This is a genomic window from Actinomadura sp. 7K507 (assembly GCF_004348425.1).
Lineage (GTDB): Bacteria > Actinomycetota > Actinomycetes > Streptosporangiales > Streptosporangiaceae > Spirillospora.
Genome location: NZ_SMKK01000001.1, coordinates 98,197 through 116,683, shown reverse-complemented (window position 1 = coordinate 116,683; position 18,487 = coordinate 98,197). Strand labels below are relative to the sequence as shown.

General features: G+C 72.4%; 18 protein-coding genes. 10 read left to right on the top strand and 8 right to left on the bottom strand.

The features are described from left to right. Window positions 1–16: 16 nt before the first annotated feature. On the bottom strand, window positions 17–1,078 hold the full coding sequence (locus tag E1285_RS00515; RefSeq protein ID WP_132146320.1) for a hypothetical protein: 1,062 nt from the start codon (window positions 1,076–1,078) through the stop codon (window positions 17–19). Window positions 1,079–1,282: 204 nt separating this feature from the next. Here E1285_RS00515 and E1285_RS00510 point away from each other — a divergent pair, with 204 nt between their 5' ends. The 3 genes from E1285_RS00510 to E1285_RS00500 are packed head-to-tail and all read left to right on the top strand — an operon-like array spanning window position 1,283 to window position 4,239. Next, window positions 1,283–2,845: an AMP-binding protein gene (locus tag E1285_RS00510; protein WP_165966403.1), complete on the top strand. Its 1,563-nt coding sequence runs from the start codon at window positions 1,283–1,285 to the stop codon at window positions 2,843–2,845. Then, window positions 2,842–3,843: an LLM class flavin-dependent oxidoreductase gene (locus E1285_RS00505; protein WP_132146314.1), complete on the top strand. Its 1,002-nt coding sequence runs from the start codon at window positions 2,842–2,844 to the stop codon at window positions 3,841–3,843. The genes E1285_RS00510 and E1285_RS00505 overlap by 4 nt, the downstream gene beginning before the upstream one ends. 9 nt (window positions 3,844–3,852) lie before the next feature. After that, window positions 3,853–4,239 (top strand): nuclear transport factor 2 family protein, encoded by a 387-nt coding sequence (locus E1285_RS00500; protein WP_132146311.1) that lies wholly within the window; start codon window positions 3,853–3,855, stop codon window positions 4,237–4,239. 98 nt (window positions 4,240–4,337) lie between these two features. On the opposite strand, the gene E1285_RS00495 is transcribed toward E1285_RS00500, so the two are convergent. The 5 genes from E1285_RS00495 to E1285_RS00475 form a co-directional block, all read right to left on the bottom strand. Next, entirely contained in the window at window positions 4,338–4,571 is a 234-nt protein-coding gene (locus tag E1285_RS00495; RefSeq protein ID WP_207946315.1) for a hypothetical protein, read from the bottom strand. Further along, window positions 4,568–5,089: a 3-phenylpropionate/cinnamic acid dioxygenase subunit beta gene (locus E1285_RS00490; protein WP_243722443.1), complete on the bottom strand. Its 522-nt coding sequence runs from the start codon at window positions 5,087–5,089 to the stop codon at window positions 4,568–4,570. The genes E1285_RS00495 and E1285_RS00490 overlap by 4 nt, the downstream gene beginning before the upstream one ends. Further along, on the bottom strand, window positions 5,086–6,447 hold the full coding sequence (locus E1285_RS00485) for an aromatic ring-hydroxylating dioxygenase subunit alpha (RefSeq protein ID WP_132146305.1): 1,362 nt from the start codon (window positions 6,445–6,447) through the stop codon (window positions 5,086–5,088). The genes E1285_RS00490 and E1285_RS00485 overlap by 4 nt, the downstream gene beginning before the upstream one ends. Before the next feature lie 99 nt (window positions 6,448–6,546). After that, complete coding sequence (locus tag E1285_RS00480) at window positions 6,547–7,293, bottom strand: class II aldolase/adducin family protein (RefSeq protein WP_132146302.1); 747 nt, start codon at window positions 7,291–7,293, stop codon at window positions 6,547–6,549. Between the two features lie 252 nt (window positions 7,294–7,545). Continuing rightward, window positions 7,546–8,520 (bottom strand): helix-turn-helix domain-containing protein, encoded by a 975-nt coding sequence (locus tag E1285_RS00475; protein ID WP_132146299.1) that lies wholly within the window; start codon window positions 8,518–8,520, stop codon window positions 7,546–7,548. 123 nt (window positions 8,521–8,643) lie between these two features. Between E1285_RS00475 and E1285_RS00470 the strand changes: the two genes are divergently transcribed. After that, window positions 8,644–9,285 carry a hypothetical protein gene (locus E1285_RS00470; protein ID WP_132146296.1) on the top strand — a complete coding sequence of 214 codons (642 nt, stop codon included), beginning with the start codon at window positions 8,644–8,646 and terminating at the stop codon, window positions 9,283–9,285. A gap of 52 nt (window positions 9,286–9,337) precedes the next feature. On the opposite strand, the gene E1285_RS00465 is transcribed toward E1285_RS00470, so the two are convergent. Both E1285_RS00465 and E1285_RS00460 read right to left on the bottom strand, forming a co-directional pair. Continuing rightward, complete coding sequence (locus tag E1285_RS00465; RefSeq protein ID WP_132146293.1) at window positions 9,338–10,294, bottom strand: alpha/beta hydrolase family protein; 957 nt, start codon at window positions 10,292–10,294, stop codon at window positions 9,338–9,340. Continuing rightward, window positions 10,291–12,129 (bottom strand): class I SAM-dependent methyltransferase, encoded by a 1,839-nt coding sequence (locus tag E1285_RS00460; RefSeq protein WP_132146290.1) that lies wholly within the window; start codon window positions 12,127–12,129, stop codon window positions 10,291–10,293. Before E1285_RS00460 ends, E1285_RS00465 begins: the two co-directional genes overlap by 4 nt. A 136-nt stretch (window positions 12,130–12,265) precedes the next feature. Here E1285_RS00460 and E1285_RS00455 point away from each other — a divergent pair, with 136 nt between their 5' ends. The 6 genes from E1285_RS00455 to E1285_RS00430 all read left to right on the top strand — a co-directional run bounded on the left by E1285_RS00455 (window position 12,266) and on the right by E1285_RS00430 (window position 18,425). Continuing rightward, window positions 12,266–13,210 (top strand): alpha/beta hydrolase family protein, encoded by a 945-nt coding sequence (locus tag E1285_RS00455; RefSeq protein ID WP_132146287.1) that lies wholly within the window; start codon window positions 12,266–12,268, stop codon window positions 13,208–13,210. Window positions 13,211–13,475: 265 nt separating this feature from the next. Then, window positions 13,476–14,264, top strand: coding sequence for an AraC family transcriptional regulator (locus tag E1285_RS00450; RefSeq protein ID WP_132146284.1), 789 nt, complete (start codon window positions 13,476–13,478; stop codon window positions 14,262–14,264). A gap of 144 nt (window positions 14,265–14,408) precedes the next feature. Next, window positions 14,409–15,449 (top strand): iron-siderophore ABC transporter substrate-binding protein, encoded by a 1,041-nt coding sequence (locus E1285_RS00445; RefSeq protein WP_207946314.1) that lies wholly within the window; start codon window positions 14,409–14,411, stop codon window positions 15,447–15,449. Continuing rightward, a complete protein-coding gene (locus E1285_RS00440; protein WP_132146281.1) occupies window positions 15,446–16,489 on the top strand; it encodes an iron ABC transporter permease in 1,044 nt (347 codons plus the stop codon). The genes E1285_RS00445 and E1285_RS00440 overlap by 4 nt, the downstream gene beginning before the upstream one ends. Further along, complete coding sequence (locus E1285_RS00435) at window positions 16,486–17,565, top strand: iron chelate uptake ABC transporter family permease subunit (protein WP_132146278.1); 1,080 nt, start codon at window positions 16,486–16,488, stop codon at window positions 17,563–17,565. Before E1285_RS00440 ends, E1285_RS00435 begins: the two co-directional genes overlap by 4 nt. Then, entirely contained in the window at window positions 17,562–18,425 is an 864-nt protein-coding gene (locus tag E1285_RS00430) for an ABC transporter ATP-binding protein (protein ID WP_132146275.1), read from the top strand. Before E1285_RS00435 ends, E1285_RS00430 begins: the two co-directional genes overlap by 4 nt. Window positions 18,426–18,487: the final 62 nt, after the last annotated feature.

Sequence of the window (18,487 nt, the reverse complement as noted above, 5' to 3'; positions counted from 1 at the left end):
GTCGGCGCCCCGCGCGTCATTCGCCGGTGAGGACGGCCGGAGTGCTCTCCCGGTGCCCGATCGCCCAGAGCGTGGACGTGCCCGGGACCCCTGACGCCGACCGGAAACGGATCCAGGGGGACGACGGGAAGGCGGTCGTCGTCCAGGCGCCGCCGTCGCGGGTGTGGATCGTGCCCTCGTTGCCCACCGAGCCCGCGAGGACGGCCGAGCCGGTGCCGTCGACGCCGACGAGGGCGGAGTTCGCCGGGCTTTCGACCGCCGTCCAGGTGCCGCCGGACATGCGGAACACCCGGTCGGGGCCGAAGCCGCCGGCCGCCCAGACCTCGCCGATGGTGGTGGCGTACGCCTTCATCAGGCGGGAGCCGTCGTGCGTGCCGGGGACGGGTACCGGCGTCCAGGACGTGCCGTCCCAGCGCAGCGCGGCCTTGGCGGCCTTGGTGCCGGGCGGCTGGTAGCTGCCCACCACCCACGCCTGCGATGGGCCGGTCGACACCACCGCGGCGGGGTCGTAGTGCGGGGGCAGCGTCTGCTTCTCGAAGGCGGTGCCGGTCCAGCGGTACACCTGGTTGTCCTGGTCGGCGTCGCGGCCGTGCAGCCAGGTGCCGCCCGGACCGGTGTCGACCGACAGGACCTCCAGGCCGGGGACGGAGGTCGTGGCCACGCGCTGGAACGCAGTCCCGTCGAAGCGGGCGACGTAGGTGGACGCGCCCTTCTGGCCCCAGATCCACACCTGGTCGCCGTGGGCGGACAGCCCGCCGAACCGCCCGTCGGCCTCCCAGCCGTTCAGGGGGTACTCGTGCCAGCGGGAGCCGTCCCAGCGCCGGACGACGGGGTTGCCGTAGCTCCAGATGATGGTCCCCAGCGGCGGCGCGAAGATCGGGTACCGGCCCTGGACGCCCGCGACCCAGACGCTGTCCGGCCCGGTGGCGTCCACGGTGGACATGGTGTTGCGGGGCCACAGGAACGGCAGCGCGACCTCGCGCCAGCCCTCGGGCGGCGCGGCGTGCGCGGGCACCGGCACCGCGGCCACCCCCAGCACGATCGTGACCGACACAAGGCCCCGCACCAGTACTCGCACCGCACGCCCTCCTGAACATTGCCAGTGAATAGTGGGAAACTATGCGGTGCACGGTCGGCCGGGCAAGAGGCGGGGCGACAGAGATGCGGAGGCTTGCCGCCGCTCTGCAGGGATGGGCAGGTCGGGCTGATAAGTTCCGCATGGGTCTGTTCTACAGAAACGTTCTCTGCCAACATTGGCCGGACGGGACAGAGGGGAGCGCCGGTGCAGAGCTGGATACATGTGATCGACTGGCGGGCCACGGTCCGGCCCGACGCGCTCGCCCTCATCGACGACCGGGGCGCCCGCCACACCTACCGGGAGCTGTGGGAGACGCTGGAGCTGCGGGCCGGCGGCTGGTCCGGGCTCGGGGTCGGCGCGGGCGACGTCGTCGCCGTGATGGCCAAGAACAGCGCCGACTTCCTCGTCCACGCGCTGGCGCTGATGCGGGTCGGGGCGATCCCGGCGTTCATCAACTGGCGGATGTCGCCCGTCGAACTCTCCGGGCTGTTCGAGTTGCTGGAGCCGGTGGCCGTGGCGGCCGACGCCGAGTTCGTCGCGTCCGTCGAGCAGGCCGGGGGAGTACCGGGCGGCCGGGTGGTGATCGGCGGCGGGGACGTGCCCGACGGCTGGACCGGCGGGGCCGCGTTGTCGGCTCCTCCTCCGCCCAGGCCGGACCTGACCGGCGAGGAGGTGATGGCCCTCCTGCACACCAGCGGCACCACCGGACGGCCCAAGGGCATCCCGCTGCGCCACGGCGCGCTTGTGCAGGCACTCTCGGCGTTCGCGCTGGAGATCGGCGACCAGGTCGCCGGATCCCGGCATCTGCAGATCATGCCGCTGTTCCATCTGGCCGGCTTCGGGCAGGCGCTGCAGACGTTCCTGACGGCGGGCACCCTGTACGTCCACACGGCCTTCGAGCCGGCCGCGGTGGTGGACGCGATCGAACGCGACCGGATCGAGTTCTTCACCGCCGGGCCGTCCCTCATCGACATGCTGGTGGCGGAGGTGCGGCGCCGGGAGACCGCCCCCGGCCTCGGCTCGATCCGCGAGATCGCCTACGGGTCGGCGCCGATCACCCCGTCCTCGCTGGCGGCGGCGCTGGAGGTGCTCGGCTGCCGGTTCCGGCAGATCTACGGCAACAGCGAGTGCCAGAGCATGGTCAGCCTGCTCGCGCCGGAGGACCACCGGCCCGACCACCCGCATCTGGGCAGCGCCGGCCGGATCGCCTACGGCTGGGAGGTGCGCGTCGTCGACCCGGCGGGCGCGGACGTGCCCGCCGGGTCTCCGGGCGAGCTGCTGATCAGGGGCGGGACGTTGCTGCGCGGCTACTGGCGCGACGCCGAGGCGACGCGGGAGGCGTTCACCCCCGACGGGTACTACCGCACCGGCGACGTGGTCAGGCTGACCCCGGATCGCTACCTGTACATCTTGGACCGTGCCAAAGACATGATCATCAGCGGTGGGGAGAACGTCTACCCCGCCGAGGTCGAGGCCGCGCTCGGGGGCCATCCGGGCGTACGCGAGGCGGCCGTCATCGGCGTCCCGCACCCGCGGTGGGGCGAGGCCGTGCACGCGCTGATCGTCCCCGAGCCCGGGGCGGCGGACGGCCCGGACGACATCATCGCGTGGTGCAGGGAACGCCTGGCGAGCTTCAAATGCCCCAAGACGGTGGAGTTCACCGGCGACCTTCCCCGGACGACGACCGGGAAGGTCCTCAAACGCGAACTGCGCCGCAAGCACGTGGACGCAGCAGGACAGGAACGAAATGAGGAGCTGGCGCGATGACACGACTCGGACTCTCCATCGCCTCGCACAGCGGGCTGCCCCCGGAGCGCATCGCGGCGGTCGCCGCGGACGCGGAGCGCGCGGGCTTCGGTGACGTCTTCATCGCCGAGGGGCACGGCGACGCCCTGGGGCTGTGCCACCCCGTCGTCGCGGCGACGACCCGGGCCGGTGTCGGCACGGCGATCACCAACGCCGCGCTGCGGCCGCCGGTGCTCACGGCGAAGGCGGCCGTCGACCTCGACGAGGCGTCCGGCGGGCGGTTCCGGCTCGGCCTCGGCACCGCCAACGCGGTGATGAACGGGCGGGCCGGCCTGCCGCCCCACCCGCCCCTGACGATGATCGAGGAGTACGTGTCGGTGGTCCGGGCCGTCCTGTCGGGCGACCCCGCGGGCTTCACCGGCAAGATCTTCCAGGTCGGGCAGGTGCCGCTGGACCGGCCGCCGCGGCGTCCCGACATGCCCATCCACCTCGGCGCGCTGGGCCCGCGGATGCAGGCACTGGCCGGGCGGATCGCCGACGGCGTCATCCTCAACCTGATGTCCCCCGCACAGGCCGCCGAGGCGGTCGCGACGGTGCGCGCCGCGGCGCGGGACGCCGGCCGCGACCCCGCGGCGGTCGAGATCACCTGCGTGGTGCACTACTGCCCGTCCGACGACCCGGAGACGGCCGCCGAGGCCGCCCGCCAGGTCGTGCCGCGCTACGTCCTGCATCCCGCCGTCGGACGCCTGTTCGGCGCGGAGCACGAGGAGGGCCTGGCCGCGGCCAGGGAACGGGCGATGACCGGGGACCGCGCCGGCGCCGCCGCACACGTCCCGCAGCCGGTGGCGGACGCGTTCGTCGCCCACGGCACCGCCGCCGACTGCGCGGTCCGCCTCCAGGAGTACCGGGACGCGGGCGTCGACCTGCCCGTGGTGTTCCCGATGCCCGTCGAGGGCCGCTGGGACTACGAGACCGTCATCCAGACCCCTGGGCTCGCTTCCGGCCCGGCATTCAAGTGAGGAGGCTCCATGAGCCGTGAAATCGTCGACAAGTTCTTCGCCGCGATCCAGTCGGGTGACATCGAGGCCGTCCGCGCGCTCTACGCGCCCGACGCCGTCATCTGGCACAACGACGATCTGATCGAGCAGAGCGTCGAGGAGAATCTGAAGGTGCTCGGCGGGCTCCAGCGCGCCGTGTCCGGGCTGCGCTACGAGATCGTCCGGCAGGCCGAGACCGGCGACGGGGTTCTCCAGCAGCACGTCCTGCACGGGCGGCTCCCCAGCGGGAAGGACTTCCAGCTGCACGCCGCGATGTACCTGCAGGTCCGCGACGGGCGCATCGCCCGCATCGACGAGTACCTGGACTCCGCGCGGCGCTCGGAGATCAAGCGGGCGCGGGAAGCGCTCGCGGACTGACCCCCGGCCGCGTCACGGCGCCACCCCCGGTCACCGGCGGCGTTCAGCCGGACTGCCCCCGGCCGCGTCACGGCGGCACCCTCGACCACCGGCGGCGTTCAGTCCTCCTCCGGGCCGTAGGGGGTGGCGAGCAGCCGGCTGAACAGCTCCGGCGTCTGCCAGGTCAGGGACTCCAGCTCCAGCGGGCACAGCATGATCTCCCGCCCGGACTTGGCGTCCCTGACCCGCAGCCGGCTCCCGTTCCTGGTACGCACCAGCGCCACGCGGACCTCGGCGAACTCGTTGCCGATCACGAACTCCTCCGGGTCGCCGCCCATCTCCGCCCCCGTCACAGGAAGATCCCGAGGTTCTGCATGCGCAGCACCGACTCGTCCACCTCGATGACGCGGCGGGCGAGCTTGAGCCCGCCGCCCTCCCGGCGCAGAGTGTCGTCCCTGCCGGCCGGCAGGAACTGGCCTTCGCGCACGTCGCCGCGGCTGCGGAACACCAGGACGTAGGACTCCACGCGCAGCTCGCCGGGCGCGTCGCCCGCGAAGGTCCGCACGTTGGACACGAAATGCCGCAGCCGCGACGGCGGGTCCTCGGTCCAGGCGTGCTCGGTCTCGAACCGGGCGACGCGTTTGCGCAGCGAGAACAGGTCCTCGTCGAAATGGCTCATGCCGGCGAGGGTGTCGAACCCGGCGCTCCTGGCCGTCGTCACGCGGACCGGCATGATGTAGCGGACGTCGTCGGTCATCCGCTCGAGCCACTGCGCGTACCGCTGCCGGTCGAGCAGGTACGCCTCCTCGGTGAGCCACTGCGCCGCCTGCTGGTGCGCCTCGTCGGTGTAGGGGAGCGGCAGATCGGTCACTGGGACACCCTCCCTCCGGCCGGGGGCGAGTCCGGTGCGCGTTCGAGGTGGTCGGCCCAGATGGACAGCCATTGGCGCTGGTTGTGCTCGCCGAAGCCGACGTAGGCGGTCCCCGGGCCGGAGAAGGAGGCCGGTTTCTGCGAGACGACCTCCCCGTCCAGTGCCAGGCCCATCCTGCTGTTCAGCCGCAGCCGCCGGGCCATGGCGCCCGCGGCGGTGGAGGTGATGGACACCCAGTTCTCCACGTCGTCCTGCTCGAACATGCCCGACGAGCCGAAGCACATCAGGTACGCCTTGTAGGACTCCTCCTTGAAATGGGCGGGGGCGCCCGCGTCCACCGCGAACCAGGACAGCACCTCGGTCTCGGACTCGCTGACCGGCTGCCACTGGCGCAGCGAGATGAACGGGCGGACCAGGCCGTCCTCGTTCACCTGCGGCCAGTTGTGCACGAAGCTCAGGTTGGGGAAGACCGTGGCCGCGGAGAACATGAACCCGTCGGTCCCGATCAGCTCCCGGTGCCGGCCGGTCCAGCGGGACGCCGCCGCCGCGATCATCTCGTCCGGGTAGCCGACGTACCGCATCCCGCCCTCGAAGCCCAGGCCCGGCGCCAGCTTGTACGTGGTGCCGCCGCCCGCCCCGGCGAAGTACAGCGCGCCCTCCTTGCGCTTGTTCGCCTTCGGCTCGCCGAACAGCCCGACCTCGACGACGCTGCTGTGGGTGTGCGGGGTGTGGTAGCTGTCGCCCGCGAAGTTCTCCGCGCCGATCTTCCAGTTGGCCTTGACCCGCCACCGCTGCGGCCCGCGCAGCTCGATGCCCGCCGGGCTCTGATCGGTGTAGAGGTCCAGGTAGAAGGCGAAATCGCCGAGGTGCTCGCGCAGCGGCGGCGCGGCGGGGTCCAGGCTGGCGAACACCAGGCCCCGGTAGGTGTCCACCGAGGGGGCGGGCAGCAGGGCCTTTCCCTTTTTCGGGAAGCCCTTCTCCCCGCCGTAGGCGTGCTCGTGGAACGGCAGGCCGATCAGGCTTCCGTCGTTCTTGTAGGACCAGCCGTGGTAGGGGCACCGGAAGTGCGAGGCGTTGCCGACCTCCGCGCGGCACACCTGCATCCCGCGATGCAGGCACATGTTGAACAGCACGCGCACCGTGCCGGCCTCGTCCCGCGCGACGATGAACGAGTCGTCGACGATCCGGCGGACCACGTAGTCGCCGGGGTCGGGGATCTCCGACTCGTGGGCCAGGAACAGCCACGACCGGGTGAAGATCCGGTCCCGTTCCAGGGCGAAGACGCCGGCGTCGTTGTACACGTACGCGGGGATCATGCCGTCGCGCACTTCGGCCGCCAGCGCCGGGACGTCGACCATGGCCGCCACCTGCCTTCCGTCGCGTTGTCCGGGCTTCAGATCTTCGTGCGGGCGGGGTCCGGGTCTTATGCGGTGTCGGGTCCTATGCGGTGTCGGGTCTTATGCGGTGTCGAGGCCTTCGTGCCGCAGCAGGGCCACGTGGTGCTCCCACAGCAGCGCGTCGTTGAACGCCGAGCCGAGATCCGGCAGTTCGGCGAGGTCCTCCGGGGGGATCGGCGCCGCGCGCCCGCCGGACCGCGCGACCTCCAGGGACAGCCGCGCCAGCTCGTCCACGTTGATGGCGCGGACGACCGCCTGCGGGACGTTCTCCCCGATCGTCGTGAGCCCGTGGCCGCGCAGCACGCAGACGGGATGGGGCCCCATCGCCGCCAGCATCTCCGCGGCGAGGTCGCTCCGGCGGATCAGCACCGACCGCGGATAGACCGGGACGCCGTCCGCGGCCAGCCGCGCCGCAGGGATGTTGAACGCCCCGACGATCGGCCGGAGCTCGACGCCCGCCAGGTCGGCCGTGACGATCGCCGGCGGATGCGCGTGCACCACGGCGCAGGCCTCGGGCCGCGCACGAAGCGTCTCGACGTGCAGCGGGAGTTCCTTGGGCGGCGAGTACTCGTCCGGTACGCCCTCGCCGGGCTCGGGTGCGCCGTCGAACCTGAGGATCCGGACGTCCCGCGGCGTGGTGAACAGCAGCCCCTTCTCCCGCGGTCCACGGCAGCGCACCAGGAAGCGTTCCGCGTCGATTCTGACGCTGACGTGCCCGAGGATTCCGCTGACCAGCCCCTGCCTGGCCAGGATCCGGCAGGCGGTCGCCACCTGCGCGCGCATCCCGGCGATCTCGTCGGCTGCCATCCGTTGCCTTCCCCCAGGGCCGTATTTCTGTAAGCCAGAACACACATCTGCATGGTAGCTACGGCGGTCGCGCTTGGGAAGGTCCGGGGACGGCTCCCCGCCAGGTTTCCTCACCGGAAGCGTACTGCGCCTCCGGTTCGCGAGAAGTGCAGCCCTGGTCAAGCAGGTGTGCACTCAAGATCAACTACCGGGGCGGCGCGGCGGCCAGGGTGGGGGATCGTGATCGAGAGGAAACGCAGGGCGAGCGGAAGCTCACACCGGCTTCGGCGACCGGCCCGCCCGCCGGTACTCGCTGGGCGAGATGTCGTAGGCGGCGCGGAACGCGCGGCTGAAGACCGCGGGATGGGAGAAGCCCCAGCGGGCGGCGATCTGGCGGACGGGGTGATCGTGCAGCGCGGGGTCGGCCAGATCGCGGCGGGCCCGCTCGAGGCGCCGCCGGCGGATCCAGCCCGCGACCGTCGTGCCGTCGGCCTGGAAGACGCGGTGCAGGTAGCTGAGGGAGATGTGGTGGGCGGCGGCGATGGACGCCGGGGTCAGGTCCGGGTCGTGCACATGCCGGTCGATGAACGCGCGGACGCTCAGCAGCAGCGTCCGCTGGCGGGACTCGGGCGCGAGGTCCCGCTCGGCTTCGACGGCGTGGGCGAAGAGCGCCGAGACCAGGTCGACCAGGATCATCCCGAGGCGTGAGCCGTCCGACGGCCGCAGCCCGCCGGCGCCGGAGGTGAGCCCGACGAGGAAGTCGGACAGCAGCGCGCCGATGCCCTCCGTACCGGGCAGGGGACGGCCGATCATCCGGTCGGCCAGGCTCCGCGGAAGCGAGAGCACGTCCTTGGGGACCTCGAGCCCGACCGTGCTGATCGTGCCTCCCGCCGCCCATGTCGTGCAGCTGCGCGAGCTGTCCTGAACGTGCAGCTCGGACGGCCCGTAGACGATGTCGCTCTTGCCCCAGGAGGCGCCCGCGGTACCCCGCAGGACGAGTGAGAGGTGGTAGGTCTCGGGATCCGAGCGGCGGATGAGCCGGGGGGTCCGCCGGCAGACCATCGGCTGGAAGGTCGCCGGCCAGACGGTCGCCGCGCCGAGACGGAGCACGGACTGGCGCACCCGGAAGTCGGGCGCGTGCTCACTGGTCATCTCCACGGGCGCGTGCGTCCTGCCCAGGCATTCGCGCCAGTAGTCGAACCGGTCGGCCGGCGGCAGGTCCTCGCTCCGGAAGACCGTCTCCAACAACCCGGATCCCTCCTCCGTTCGGGCCGTCCGCGGGCGGACGGCACCCGGATGAGATGGCCGGCCCGGCGAAACGGTTTCACCGGCCGGGCAATCGTTGATCGAATCTGAAAGGAAGTGCAGTTTATGCGGTACACGAAACGAGCCGGGCTGCTGGCATCCGCTGGGGCCGTGGTGCTGCTCTCGGGATGCGGGATGCTCGAGAACGCGAGCGGGTCGGGCGACGACGCGGACGCGCCGCCGCCCGCGCCGACCACCTCGGCGGCAGAGCAGACCACCCCGCAGAACCCGGCGCCCGCCGCGGGAAACGCCCAGACCACCCCGCCCGGTACCAAGCTGCGGCTCGGGCAGCGCGCGGTCGTCCCCTTCGAGTACGCGGGGAGGACGGGCACGATCGGCATCACGGTCACCGCGATCCAGCGCGGCGACCAGGCCGCCTTCCAGCAGCGTTTCGGCTCGCGGGCCGCCGGCATGGCGCCGTACTACATCCGCTACACGGTCGAGAACGTCGGCGGGACCGACCTGTCCCGCAGCTCAGCTCCGCTGCTCGGCGGCGTGGGACCGGACGGCGGAAGCACCGGTGCCGTGGTGATCGGCTCGCTTCCCGGCTGCGAGCGCGGGCGGCCCGACGAGTCCTTCGCCGCGGCGGGCGCGAAGTACCAGACCTGCAGGCTGCAGGCGGCACGCTCGGGAGGCGCGGTCGCCGGCGCGGAGTACGAGGAGCGGGAGGGCGGCTACCGCGACAACCCGATCATGTGGATGAGTTGACCCCGGCGGGCTCAGGCGGCGTCCGCCCGGCTGAGCCCGCCGGTCGCGCCGGTCACGCCCCGGCGCGTTCCGCGTCGATCGCGCGCATCATCAGGGGCCAGGCCGCCTTCATCTCCGGGATCCACTCGGGCCAGGCGTGCCAGCCGTTGCCGTAGATGTGGGACGTGACCGGGATGTTCAGCTCGTTCAGCCGGTTCACGAACGAGTGGTTCATCTGCCCGATGAGGATCTCGCTGAGCTGGGTGAGCCGCCACTGCGCGCCCTCGGGGGTGTAGGGCCCGTTCAGGCCGGTGGTCCCGCTGGAGACGTACAGGCCGACGCCGCGCAGGTTCTCGGCCAGCACGTAGGGGTCGTGGGCCCGCCAGTTCGCGTCGTCGCGGCCGGGCACTCCGAAGATGCGGAACGCGTCCATGCCCGTGCCGATCAGGTTCACCATGAACAGGAACGCCTGCATCCCGTCCTTGGTCAGGTGGGTGGAGCCGCTGAAGGACGCCGCGTAGCGGAACAGGCCGGGGTTCCTGGCGGCGTAGGAGATCGCGCCCTGCCCGCCCGACGAGGCGCCCATCACGGCCCTGCGGTCTCCCGCGCGGTAGCGGTCCATCAGCTTGATCAGCTCATCGGTGTGGAGGGTCTCCCAGCGCGGGGGGCCGCCCTCCCCGTCGTTCCACCAGTCGGTGTAGCTGCCGTAGTCCCCGCCGGACGGCATGACGACCATGACGTCCCAGCGCGCGGCGATCTCCTCGATGGGGGTCTCGCGGGTGAAGGAGGTGTAGTCGTCGCGTCCGCCCTGGTAGGCGTAGACGACCGGCCAGGTCCGCTTCGCGTTCCGGCTCCAGCCCTCGGGCAGCAGCAGGCGGGCGCTCACCTCCTCGGCGACGTTCGGCGATGTCCACGTGAGGTCGAGGGTGCGCTCGTCGATCCACGTCTCGGTGACCTCCGCCGCCGAGGCGGGCGCCGGTACGGCGATGAGCGAGAGCAGCAGCGCGAGCGTGAGCAGAATGCGTCTCATCCGAGCTTCTTTCTGGCCAGGACCCGGTAAGCGTTGCTGCTCCGCCGGGCGAGGGGGGTGGTCAGCAGGTCCAGCAGCACGGCCGTCCCCATGAGGGGGCCGGCCAGGATGATCGTCGCGATCGTACCGGTGTACTCCCGGCGGCCGGGAGTGCGCGGCCACCACGGCCGGTCGACGTCGAGGCCGAGCCAGTTGACGACGGCGGCGGCGGACGCCACGAAGTCCGGTCCCTGGTCGGCCTCCCTGCGCTCCTCGGCGAGGATCTCCAGGCCGCGCTGCTCCAGCGCCTCGCGCAGGTTGCCGATCGGGATCATGTGCAGGTGCTGCGGTGCGAGCCAGGGCACCCAGAAGCCGCGCAGGACGCGGCCGAACCACGACTCGGGGTCGGGCAGCTCGATCAGGAGGTGGCCCCCGGACGGCAGCACCTTGACGGCGGTGTCGAGCTCGCCGAGCGGGTCGGCGGTGTGCTCCAGGTAGTGGTGCATGCTGACCACGTCGTACCGTCCGGCCAGGTCGGCGGACAGTGCCGTGAACTCGCCGCGGTAGGCGCGGTCGATCCAGCCGCGCTGCTCGCCCTCCTCGACCGCCGCGCCGAAGTCGAGGCCGTCGAAGCGCGTGCCGGGCAGGACGCTCCGCGCGGCCCGGCAGAAATGCCCCTTGCCCGTGCCGACGTCGAGCCAGGTCCTGGGGACGGTCGCGCGGGCGAGCATGGCGGCGCGGGCGAGGTACCAGGAGGTGTTGGACGACAGGATCCGCTCGGCCAGGACGTCGCCGAGGCCGTCGTAGACGTCCTTGTAGTAGAAGGCCAGGCCTTCGGGGGTGACGCGCGGGTTCTGGAAGACGTGCCCGCAGCGGTCGCACCGTTCCATGGTGAAACGTCCCGGCTTGCCCTGGAGGATGTCGCGGGCCACGACCCGCCTGCTCAGCGCACGGCCGCCGCACCACGGGCATTCCTCGGCGCGCGGCCCGAAGAACCGGCCGATGCCGCGGTCGATCTCGGCGCGGTACCAGACGCGGGCCTCCTCGCGGCGGGCGGCCAGGTCCCGTTCCCAGCGCGTCCTCGGGGCGGCGAGGGTACGGAAGATCGAGAGCGGCGTGTGGGCGAGCCGCAGCGCGCAGACGCGGGCCAGGTCCCGGGGCCGTACGGCGACGCCGGCGAAGACCAGCGCCGGAAGCGCGCAGTACAGCAGCGCGAGCGCGAGCCCGGCCGCCGGCGCGAGCACGAGGGCCCCGGCCACCAGGAGGTAGCCGCCGGCCGCCGCGAACAGGGTCTGCGGGAGCGCGAGCGTCTGCGGGATCACGAAGGCGAGCGAACGCATCCGCGACCGCCGGAAGGCGGCCTGGTCGCGGGCGCCGATCGGGGCGACGACGATGTCGGCCGAGCCGGTGTAGAGCCGCAGCCGGGCGGTGGCCGCGCCGAGTTCGTCGGGGTCGAGGCCGGTGAAGGCGGTGATCCCGGCGCCGCGGGCGGCGGCGCGCGAGGCGAGCACCGCGTGGCAGGCTCCGCGGCCCATGCCGAAAACGTCGCCGCGGTAGGCGTCGAAGTTCAGGTGGCGGGCCAGATCGAGGGCCGTGTCGACGTGCAGGTCGCGTGGCATCAGGTCGACCATGCCGAGACCGTTGCCGCGGGCGTGGCGCTCGGCGGCGCCCAGCACCGCGGGCGGGACGTGGACGCCGTCCGCGGTGAGCAGGACGTACTCGTCCTCGCCCGGTGGTGCGTCTTCGGGCGCCCCCGGCGGGGACGGCAGCGGGTGGAGGCCGCGCAGGCGGGCCCGCAGGCGCACCGCGTTGGCCGTCATGCAGAGCGCGACGAAGGCGACCAATCCGACGAGCACTTCGCGACCTCCTTTTAGTGCTTCCCGGGCATGGTTGAAAAACGAATCTGAAAGGCGTAGAAAGCTCAGTGATCAGCGAACGTAAATGTCAGTTCGCTCAGTGTTGCGGCCGCTCGGGAGGCCATAACTTCAAGTCATGGCGATAAAGGTCCTCGACGAGGAGAGGCTGGGCGACCGGCTCCGGAGACTGACGGTGCAGGCCGATTCCCTCGGCCCCGAGGAATGGTCGGTCCAGGTGCTCCTCCCGCGCGGCTGGTCCGAGCACGGCGGCGGGACCCGGCCGCTGCTGACGCTGCATCACGGCGGTCTCGACGACTCCGCGTCGTGGACGCGCCACACCGATGTGGAGCACCTCAGCCGCGACGACGACGTCCTCGTCGTCATGCCGGACGGCGGCCGGTTCGGCGGGTACGCCGACTGGCGCAGCGGCCCGCAGTGGCAGACCTTCCACGTCCACGACGTCCACGCGCTCATGCGGGAGCGCTACCGGGCCTCGGCGGTGCGCGCGGTCGCCGGGGTCTCCGGCGGCGGGTACGGGGCGCTGCTGAGCGCCGCGTCCCATCCCGGCATGTTCCGCTTCGCGGCCTCGCTGAGCGGGCCGTGCACGATCCGTTCGCCGCTCGCCGCGACCACCCTGCTGGCCGCCACCGGCATCGCCGGACGCGTGAACCCGTTCCAGATGTGGGGCGTGCCCGTGCTCGGCGACCGGCACTGGCGGGCCGCCGACCCGCTGTACCTGGCGGCCGGGCTGCGCGGTACGGGCGTGTTCCTGTCGTGCGGGCTGACCGGGCGTCCCGGCCCGCTCGACCCGCCGGGGACCTGGAGCGCGGCGAACCTCGCCGAGCCCGTCGTGCGCTCGACCGTCCGCCCGTTCCTGCGGCGGCTGCACGGCCTGGGGATCCCGGCGGCGGCCCACCTGTACCGGGACGGCACGCACAGCTGGCCCTATTGGGAGCGGGAACTTCATCGGATCTGGCCCCGGCTCATCGCGTCGCTCGGCGCCCGGTCACGGCGGAGCACCGGGTCACGGCGGAGCACCCGGCCACGGCGGCACACCCGGTCATGGCGGCACACCCGGTGAAAAGGAGAAAGGTACGGCGGCAAGGGTTCCTCCCGCGGAGCGATCGGTGCACCAGAGTGTGTGTTACGCGGTGATCCGCACCTAGTGCGCGACCGCAGAAGTCGCGATCCGGTTTCCGCAGCCAGTTGAGTGATCACTCATCCGCCGGACCGGCACACCTGCCGACGACCTGCCGGGATCCGGTCCAGGACGAGATGCCGCCCGAAGGTAAAGTGACGCCGGGCGGGGGAGTCCGCGCCCGCGGATCAGAGTGGGAATCGTTCGTATGACCAAGGGGCCCCGGACGCTGGAGACCCGGACACTGCCCGCCCTCGCGGCGGGGCCGGTCGAGATGCCGTTCGCGATCATGAGCTGGAGCGAGGTCTTCGCCCGCGACATCGCCTGGAACGAGCATTCCCACCCGTTCCACGAGCTGCTGTGGAACGAGCGGGGCGCGTCCACGGCCGTGGTGGGGCCGCGGGTCTGGACGATCACCCCGACCGCGGGCCTGTGGATGCCCGCGGGGACGCTGCATTCCGGCTCGGCGTCGGCCGGTACCCGGTGCCGTGCCAACTTCTTCGGCTTCGGCACCATGTCCTCGATCTCCGCGGCGCCCGTCGGCGTCGAGATCACCCCGCTGCTCCGGCTGCTGCTGGAGCGGCTCGCCGGTGCGGAGCTGTCCGCGGACTCGCGGACGGTGACCGAGGCGATGGTGCTCGACGTGCTCACCCCGTCCTCGCGCGAGCTGCACCTGCGCATGCCCGCCTCCGACCTGCTGCGCCCGATCGTCGACGCGGTCCGCGACCATCCGGGAGACCAGCGGACGCTCGCGGACTGGGCGTCCCGCCTCGGCGTGAGCGCCCGCACGATCACCCGTGCCTTCAACGCGGAGACGGGCACCAGCTTCGCGCGGTGGGTCGCGGCGGTGCGCGCCCAGCACGCGGTGGCGCTGCTGAGCCGGGGCCTGGAGATCGATGTCGTGGCCGAGGAGGTCGGGTACCGGTCCGCCAGCGCGTTCGGCGCGGCCTTCCGGCGGACGACCGGGCTGACGCCGGGGGCGTTCCGGGCGCGCTGAGGCCCGGCCGCGCCCCGGCCTCCGTGTCCCGAACTCGATAACGGGTGTCCCAAAAGGTTGATTGCGACAATCCGCCCATCCGCTCTAGGGTGCGCACCAAGGCAAGCCTTACCTAAGTAGTTCGCGGTCACCTGGGAGTACGGATTGAAACGTCCACATAGCCTTCGCATCCTCGCCGTGGTGGCCGTCCTGGTGGGCGGCATCGCGGCCTGCGGCGACTCGGCGGAGACGGAGGAGGCGAGCGCGGGCGGCGGCGGTGGCGCCGCCTTCCCCGTCACGATCAAGCACGCGCTGGGGACGACCACCGTCCCGGAGAAGCCGGAGCGGGTGGCCACGGTCAACTGGGCCAACCACGAGGTGCCGCTGGCCCTCGGCGTCGTCCCGGTCGGCATGGCGTCGGCGAACTTCGGCGACGACAACGACGACGGCGTCCTGCCCTGGGTGGAGAAGCGCCTGAAGGAGCTCAACGCCAAGACGCCCGTCCTGTTCGACGAGACCGACGGCATCGACTTCGAGGCCGTCGCCGACACCAGGCCGGACGTGATCCTGGCCGGGTACTCCGGCCTGACCAAGCAGGACTACGACACTCTCAGCGAGATCGCTCCCGTGGTGGCCTACCCGAAGGTCGCCTGGGGCACCCCGTGGCGCGAGACGGTCGAGTTGAACAGCAAGGCCATCGGCCTCGCCGCCGAGGGCGACAAGCTGATCGCCGGCATCGAGGACGAGGTCGAGACCGTCGTCGCGAAGTACCCGCAGCTCAAGGGCAAATCGGCGATGTTCATGACGCACGTCGACCCCAACGACGTCAGCCAGGTCGGCTTCTACACGGCGCACGACACCCGCACGATGTTCTTCGAGGACCTCGGGCTGAAGATCGCGGACAGCGTCGCCGAGGCGTCCAAGGGCACGGACAAGTTCTCCCTGACGCGCAGCGCCGAGCAGGCCGACATGTTCGACGACGTCGACATCATCACCGGGTACGGCGGCGAGAAGGGCGACCTGCTCGACACGATCAGCAAGGACCCGCTGCTGTCGAAGATCCCCGCCGTCGAGCGCGGCTCGGTCTACCTGCTGCCCGAGAGCGAGCCGCTGGGCACCGCCGCCAACCCGACGCCGCTGTCGATCTCGTTCGTGCTGGAGGACTACGTCAAGGCGCTGGCCGAGGCCGCGGACAAGGTCAAGTGACGGCTGCCGTCACCGAACGCCCGCCGGACGCCGCCCTCGTGCGGCGTCCGGCGCGCCTGCGCGTCCTGTGGCTGCTCGCCGCCATCGCCGTGCTGGCCGCGATCATGCTGGCCTCCGTCGTCCTGGGCTCCCGCGACGTCGCCTGGGCCGACGTCCGGCAGGCCCTCGGCGGCGCGGACGACACCCTCGAACAGGCGGCGGTCGCCAAGCGGATACCGCGCACCCTGCTCGCGGTCGTCATCGGCGCCGCGCTCGGCGTCTCCGGCGGCGTCATGCAGGGCGTGACCCGCAACCCGCTGGCCGACCCGGGGATCCTCGGCATCAACATGGGCGCGTCCCTGGCCGTCGTCACCGCCGTCGCGTTCTTCGGGCTCGCGTCGCCGACCGGATACGTCTGGGTCGCGATGGCGGGCGCCGCCGTCGCGGCCGTGTTCGTGTACGCGGTCGGGTCCCTCGGACGCGGCGGGGCGACCCCCCTCAAACTCGCGCTCGCCGGCGCCGCCACGTCGGCGGCCCTCACGTCCCTCGTCAGCGCCGTCGTCCTGCCGCGCAACGACATCGCCGGAGGCTTCCGGCTCTGGCAGATCGGCGGGGTCGGCGGCGCGTCCTACGAGCGCATCGGGCATGTCCTGCCGTTCCTCGCCGCCGGCTTCGCCCTGTGCCTGCTGACGGCGCGGGCGCTGAACTCGCTCGCCCTGGGCGACGACATCGCGGCGGGGCTCGGCGAGCGCGTCGCCGTCATCCGCACCGTCGCCGCCCTCGGCTCGGTCGTGCTGTGCGGTGCGGCGACGGCCGTCACCGGGCCGATCGGCTTCGTCGGGCTCGTCGTCCCGCACGCGTGCCGCCTGCTCGTCGGCGTGGACCACCGCTGGCTCCTGCCGTTCTGCGCCCTGGTCGGCGGGGCGCTCCTCACCGCCGCCGACGTCGTCGGCCGCGTGGTGGCGAGTCCCTCGGACATCGAGGTGGGCATCGTGACCGCGCTGATCGGCGCCCCGTTCTTCATCCACATCGTCCGCCGGTACAAGGTGCGTGAGCTGTGAAGACCCCCGCCGCCACCGAGCCGCCGCCCGCCGGGCCCACCACCGGGCCCGCCACCGCCCAGGCGGTCGCCCGCGGCCGCCGCCGGCGCGCCTCCAAGCGCCGCCTCGGCGTGCTGACGCTGGCGCTGCTCGTCGCCGCCGCGTTCGCCGCGACCCTGATGGTCGGCCGGACCTTCTACCCGCCCGGCGACGTGATCCGCGTCATCCTCGGCGAGCAGGTGCCGGGCGCGTCGTTCACGGTCGGGCGGCTCCGGCTGCCGCGGGCGGTCGTCGCCGTGACCGCGGGGTTCTGCTTCGGACTGGGCGGGGTGACCTTCCAGACGCTGCTGCGCAACCCCCTCGCCAGCCCCGACATCATCGGCATCAGCTCGGGCGCGAGCGCCGCGGCGGTCATCGCGATCGTGTCGCTGTCCCTCGGCGGGATCCAGGTGTCGGTCTTCGCGATCGTCTGCGCCCTCGCCGTCTCCCTGCTGATCTACACCCTGGCGTTCCGGGACGGCGTCGTGGGCACGCGGCTCATCCTGATCGGCATCGGGGTCGCCGCGATCCTCGACAGCGTCACCCTCTACGTCCTGTCCCGGGCCGCCGAGTGGGACCTCCAGGAGGCCACGCGCTGGCTGGCAGGCAGCCTCAACGGCACGACCTGGGCGGAGGCGCTCCCCACCGTCGTCGCGCTGGCGGTGCTCGGCCCCGTCCTGCTGACGCTGGCGCGCGACCTGGCGGCCATGCAGCTCGGCGACGACACCGCCTCCGCGCTCGGGATCCGCGTCGAACGCACCCGCGTCGCGGTCATCGTCGCCGCCACCGGCCTGATCGCCTTCGCCGCCGCGGCGGCCGGGCCCATCGCGTTCGTGGCGTTCCTGTCCGGCCCCATCGCGGCCCGGATCCTCGGCACCGGCGGGTCCCTGCTCGTGCCCGCCGGGCTCGTCGGCGCCCTGCTGGTCCTGGTCGCCGACCTCACCGGCCAGTTCGCGTTCGACACCCGCTTCCCGGTCGGCGTCGTCACCGGCGTCCTCGGGGCGCCCTACCTCGTCTATCTGATCGTCCGCACCCATCGCGCCGGAGGCTCGCTGTGACCACCTCCCACTCCCTCGCGGCCGAGCGGCTCACGCTCGGCTACGGCGACCGGGCCGTCATCGAGCAACTCGACCTGGCCGTGCCGCCCGGCGAGGTCACCGCCATCGTCGGCGCCAACGCCTGCGGGAAGTCGACGCTCCTGCGCTCCCTGTCCCGGCTGCTCGCGCCCCGGGAGGGCCGCGTCGTGCTGGACGGCAGGCAGGTGCACCGCATGCCCGCCAAGGAACTCGCCCGCACGCTCGGACTGCTGCCCCAGTCGCCGGTAGCGCCCGAGGGCATCACGGTGCTCGACCTCGTCTGCCGCGGGCGGCACCCCCATCAGGGGATCTTCTCCCGGTGGAACCACCGGGACGACACCGCCGTGGCCGCGGCCCTGGAGGCGACGCGGACCACCGACCTCACCGACCGCGCCGTCGACGAACTGTCCGGAGGGCAGCGCCAGCGCGTCTGGATCGCCATGGCGCTGGCCCAGCAGACCGACCTGCTCCTCCTCGACGAGCCCACCACCTTCCTCGACGCCAGCCACCAGATCGAAGTCCTCGACCTGCTGACCGACATGAACCGCACCCGCGGCACCACGATCGTGATGGTCCTGCACGACCTCAACCTCGCCGCCCGCTACGCCGACCACCTCATCGCCCTCGCCGACGGCAGCCTCCACGCCTCCGGCGCCCCCGCCGAGGTCCTCACCGAAGAGGTCGTCCGGACGGTCTTCGACCTCGAAAGCCGCATCATCGAAGACCCCGTCTCCGGGCGCCCCCTGATGCTCCCCATAGGCCGCCACCACGTCCGCCCGCGGCCATCGGACCCCGGTCCGCGCGTCCGGGTCGCGGAGACACCGGGGAGGTCCACTGGCTGAGACCATCCAGGCAGCGGGCCGTTGCCTGGTACAGCAGGCTGTACTTCCACCCCGGACCGCGA

What these genes read in the sequence shown, in the direction of transcription:
- E1285_RS00450 (WP_132146284.1), top strand. Translation starts at nt 13,476, where the DNA reads ATGACCAAGGGGCCCCGGACGCTGGAGACCCGGACACTGCCCGCCCTC.
- E1285_RS00500 (WP_132146311.1), top strand. Translation starts at nt 3,853, where the DNA reads ATGAGCCGTGAAATCGTCGACAAGTTCTTCGCCGCGATCCAGTCGGGT.
- E1285_RS00455 (WP_132146287.1), top strand. Translation starts at nt 12,266, where the DNA reads ATGGCGATAAAGGTCCTCGACGAGGAGAGGCTGGGCGACCGGCTCCGG.
- E1285_RS00470 (WP_132146296.1), top strand. Translation starts at nt 8,644, where the DNA reads ATGCGGTACACGAAACGAGCCGGGCTGCTGGCATCCGCTGGGGCCGTG.
- E1285_RS00485 (WP_132146305.1), bottom strand. Translation starts at nt 6,447, where the DNA reads ATGGTCGACGTCCCGGCGCTGGCGGCCGAAGTGCGCGACGGCATGATC.
- E1285_RS00480 (WP_132146302.1), bottom strand. Translation starts at nt 7,293, where the DNA reads ATGGCAGCCGACGAGATCGCCGGGATGCGCGCGCAGGTGGCGACCGCC.
- E1285_RS00505 (WP_132146314.1), top strand. Translation starts at nt 2,842, where the DNA reads ATGACACGACTCGGACTCTCCATCGCCTCGCACAGCGGGCTGCCCCCG.
- E1285_RS00465 (WP_132146293.1), bottom strand. Translation starts at nt 10,294, where the DNA reads ATGAGACGCATTCTGCTCACGCTCGCGCTGCTGCTCTCGCTCATCGCC.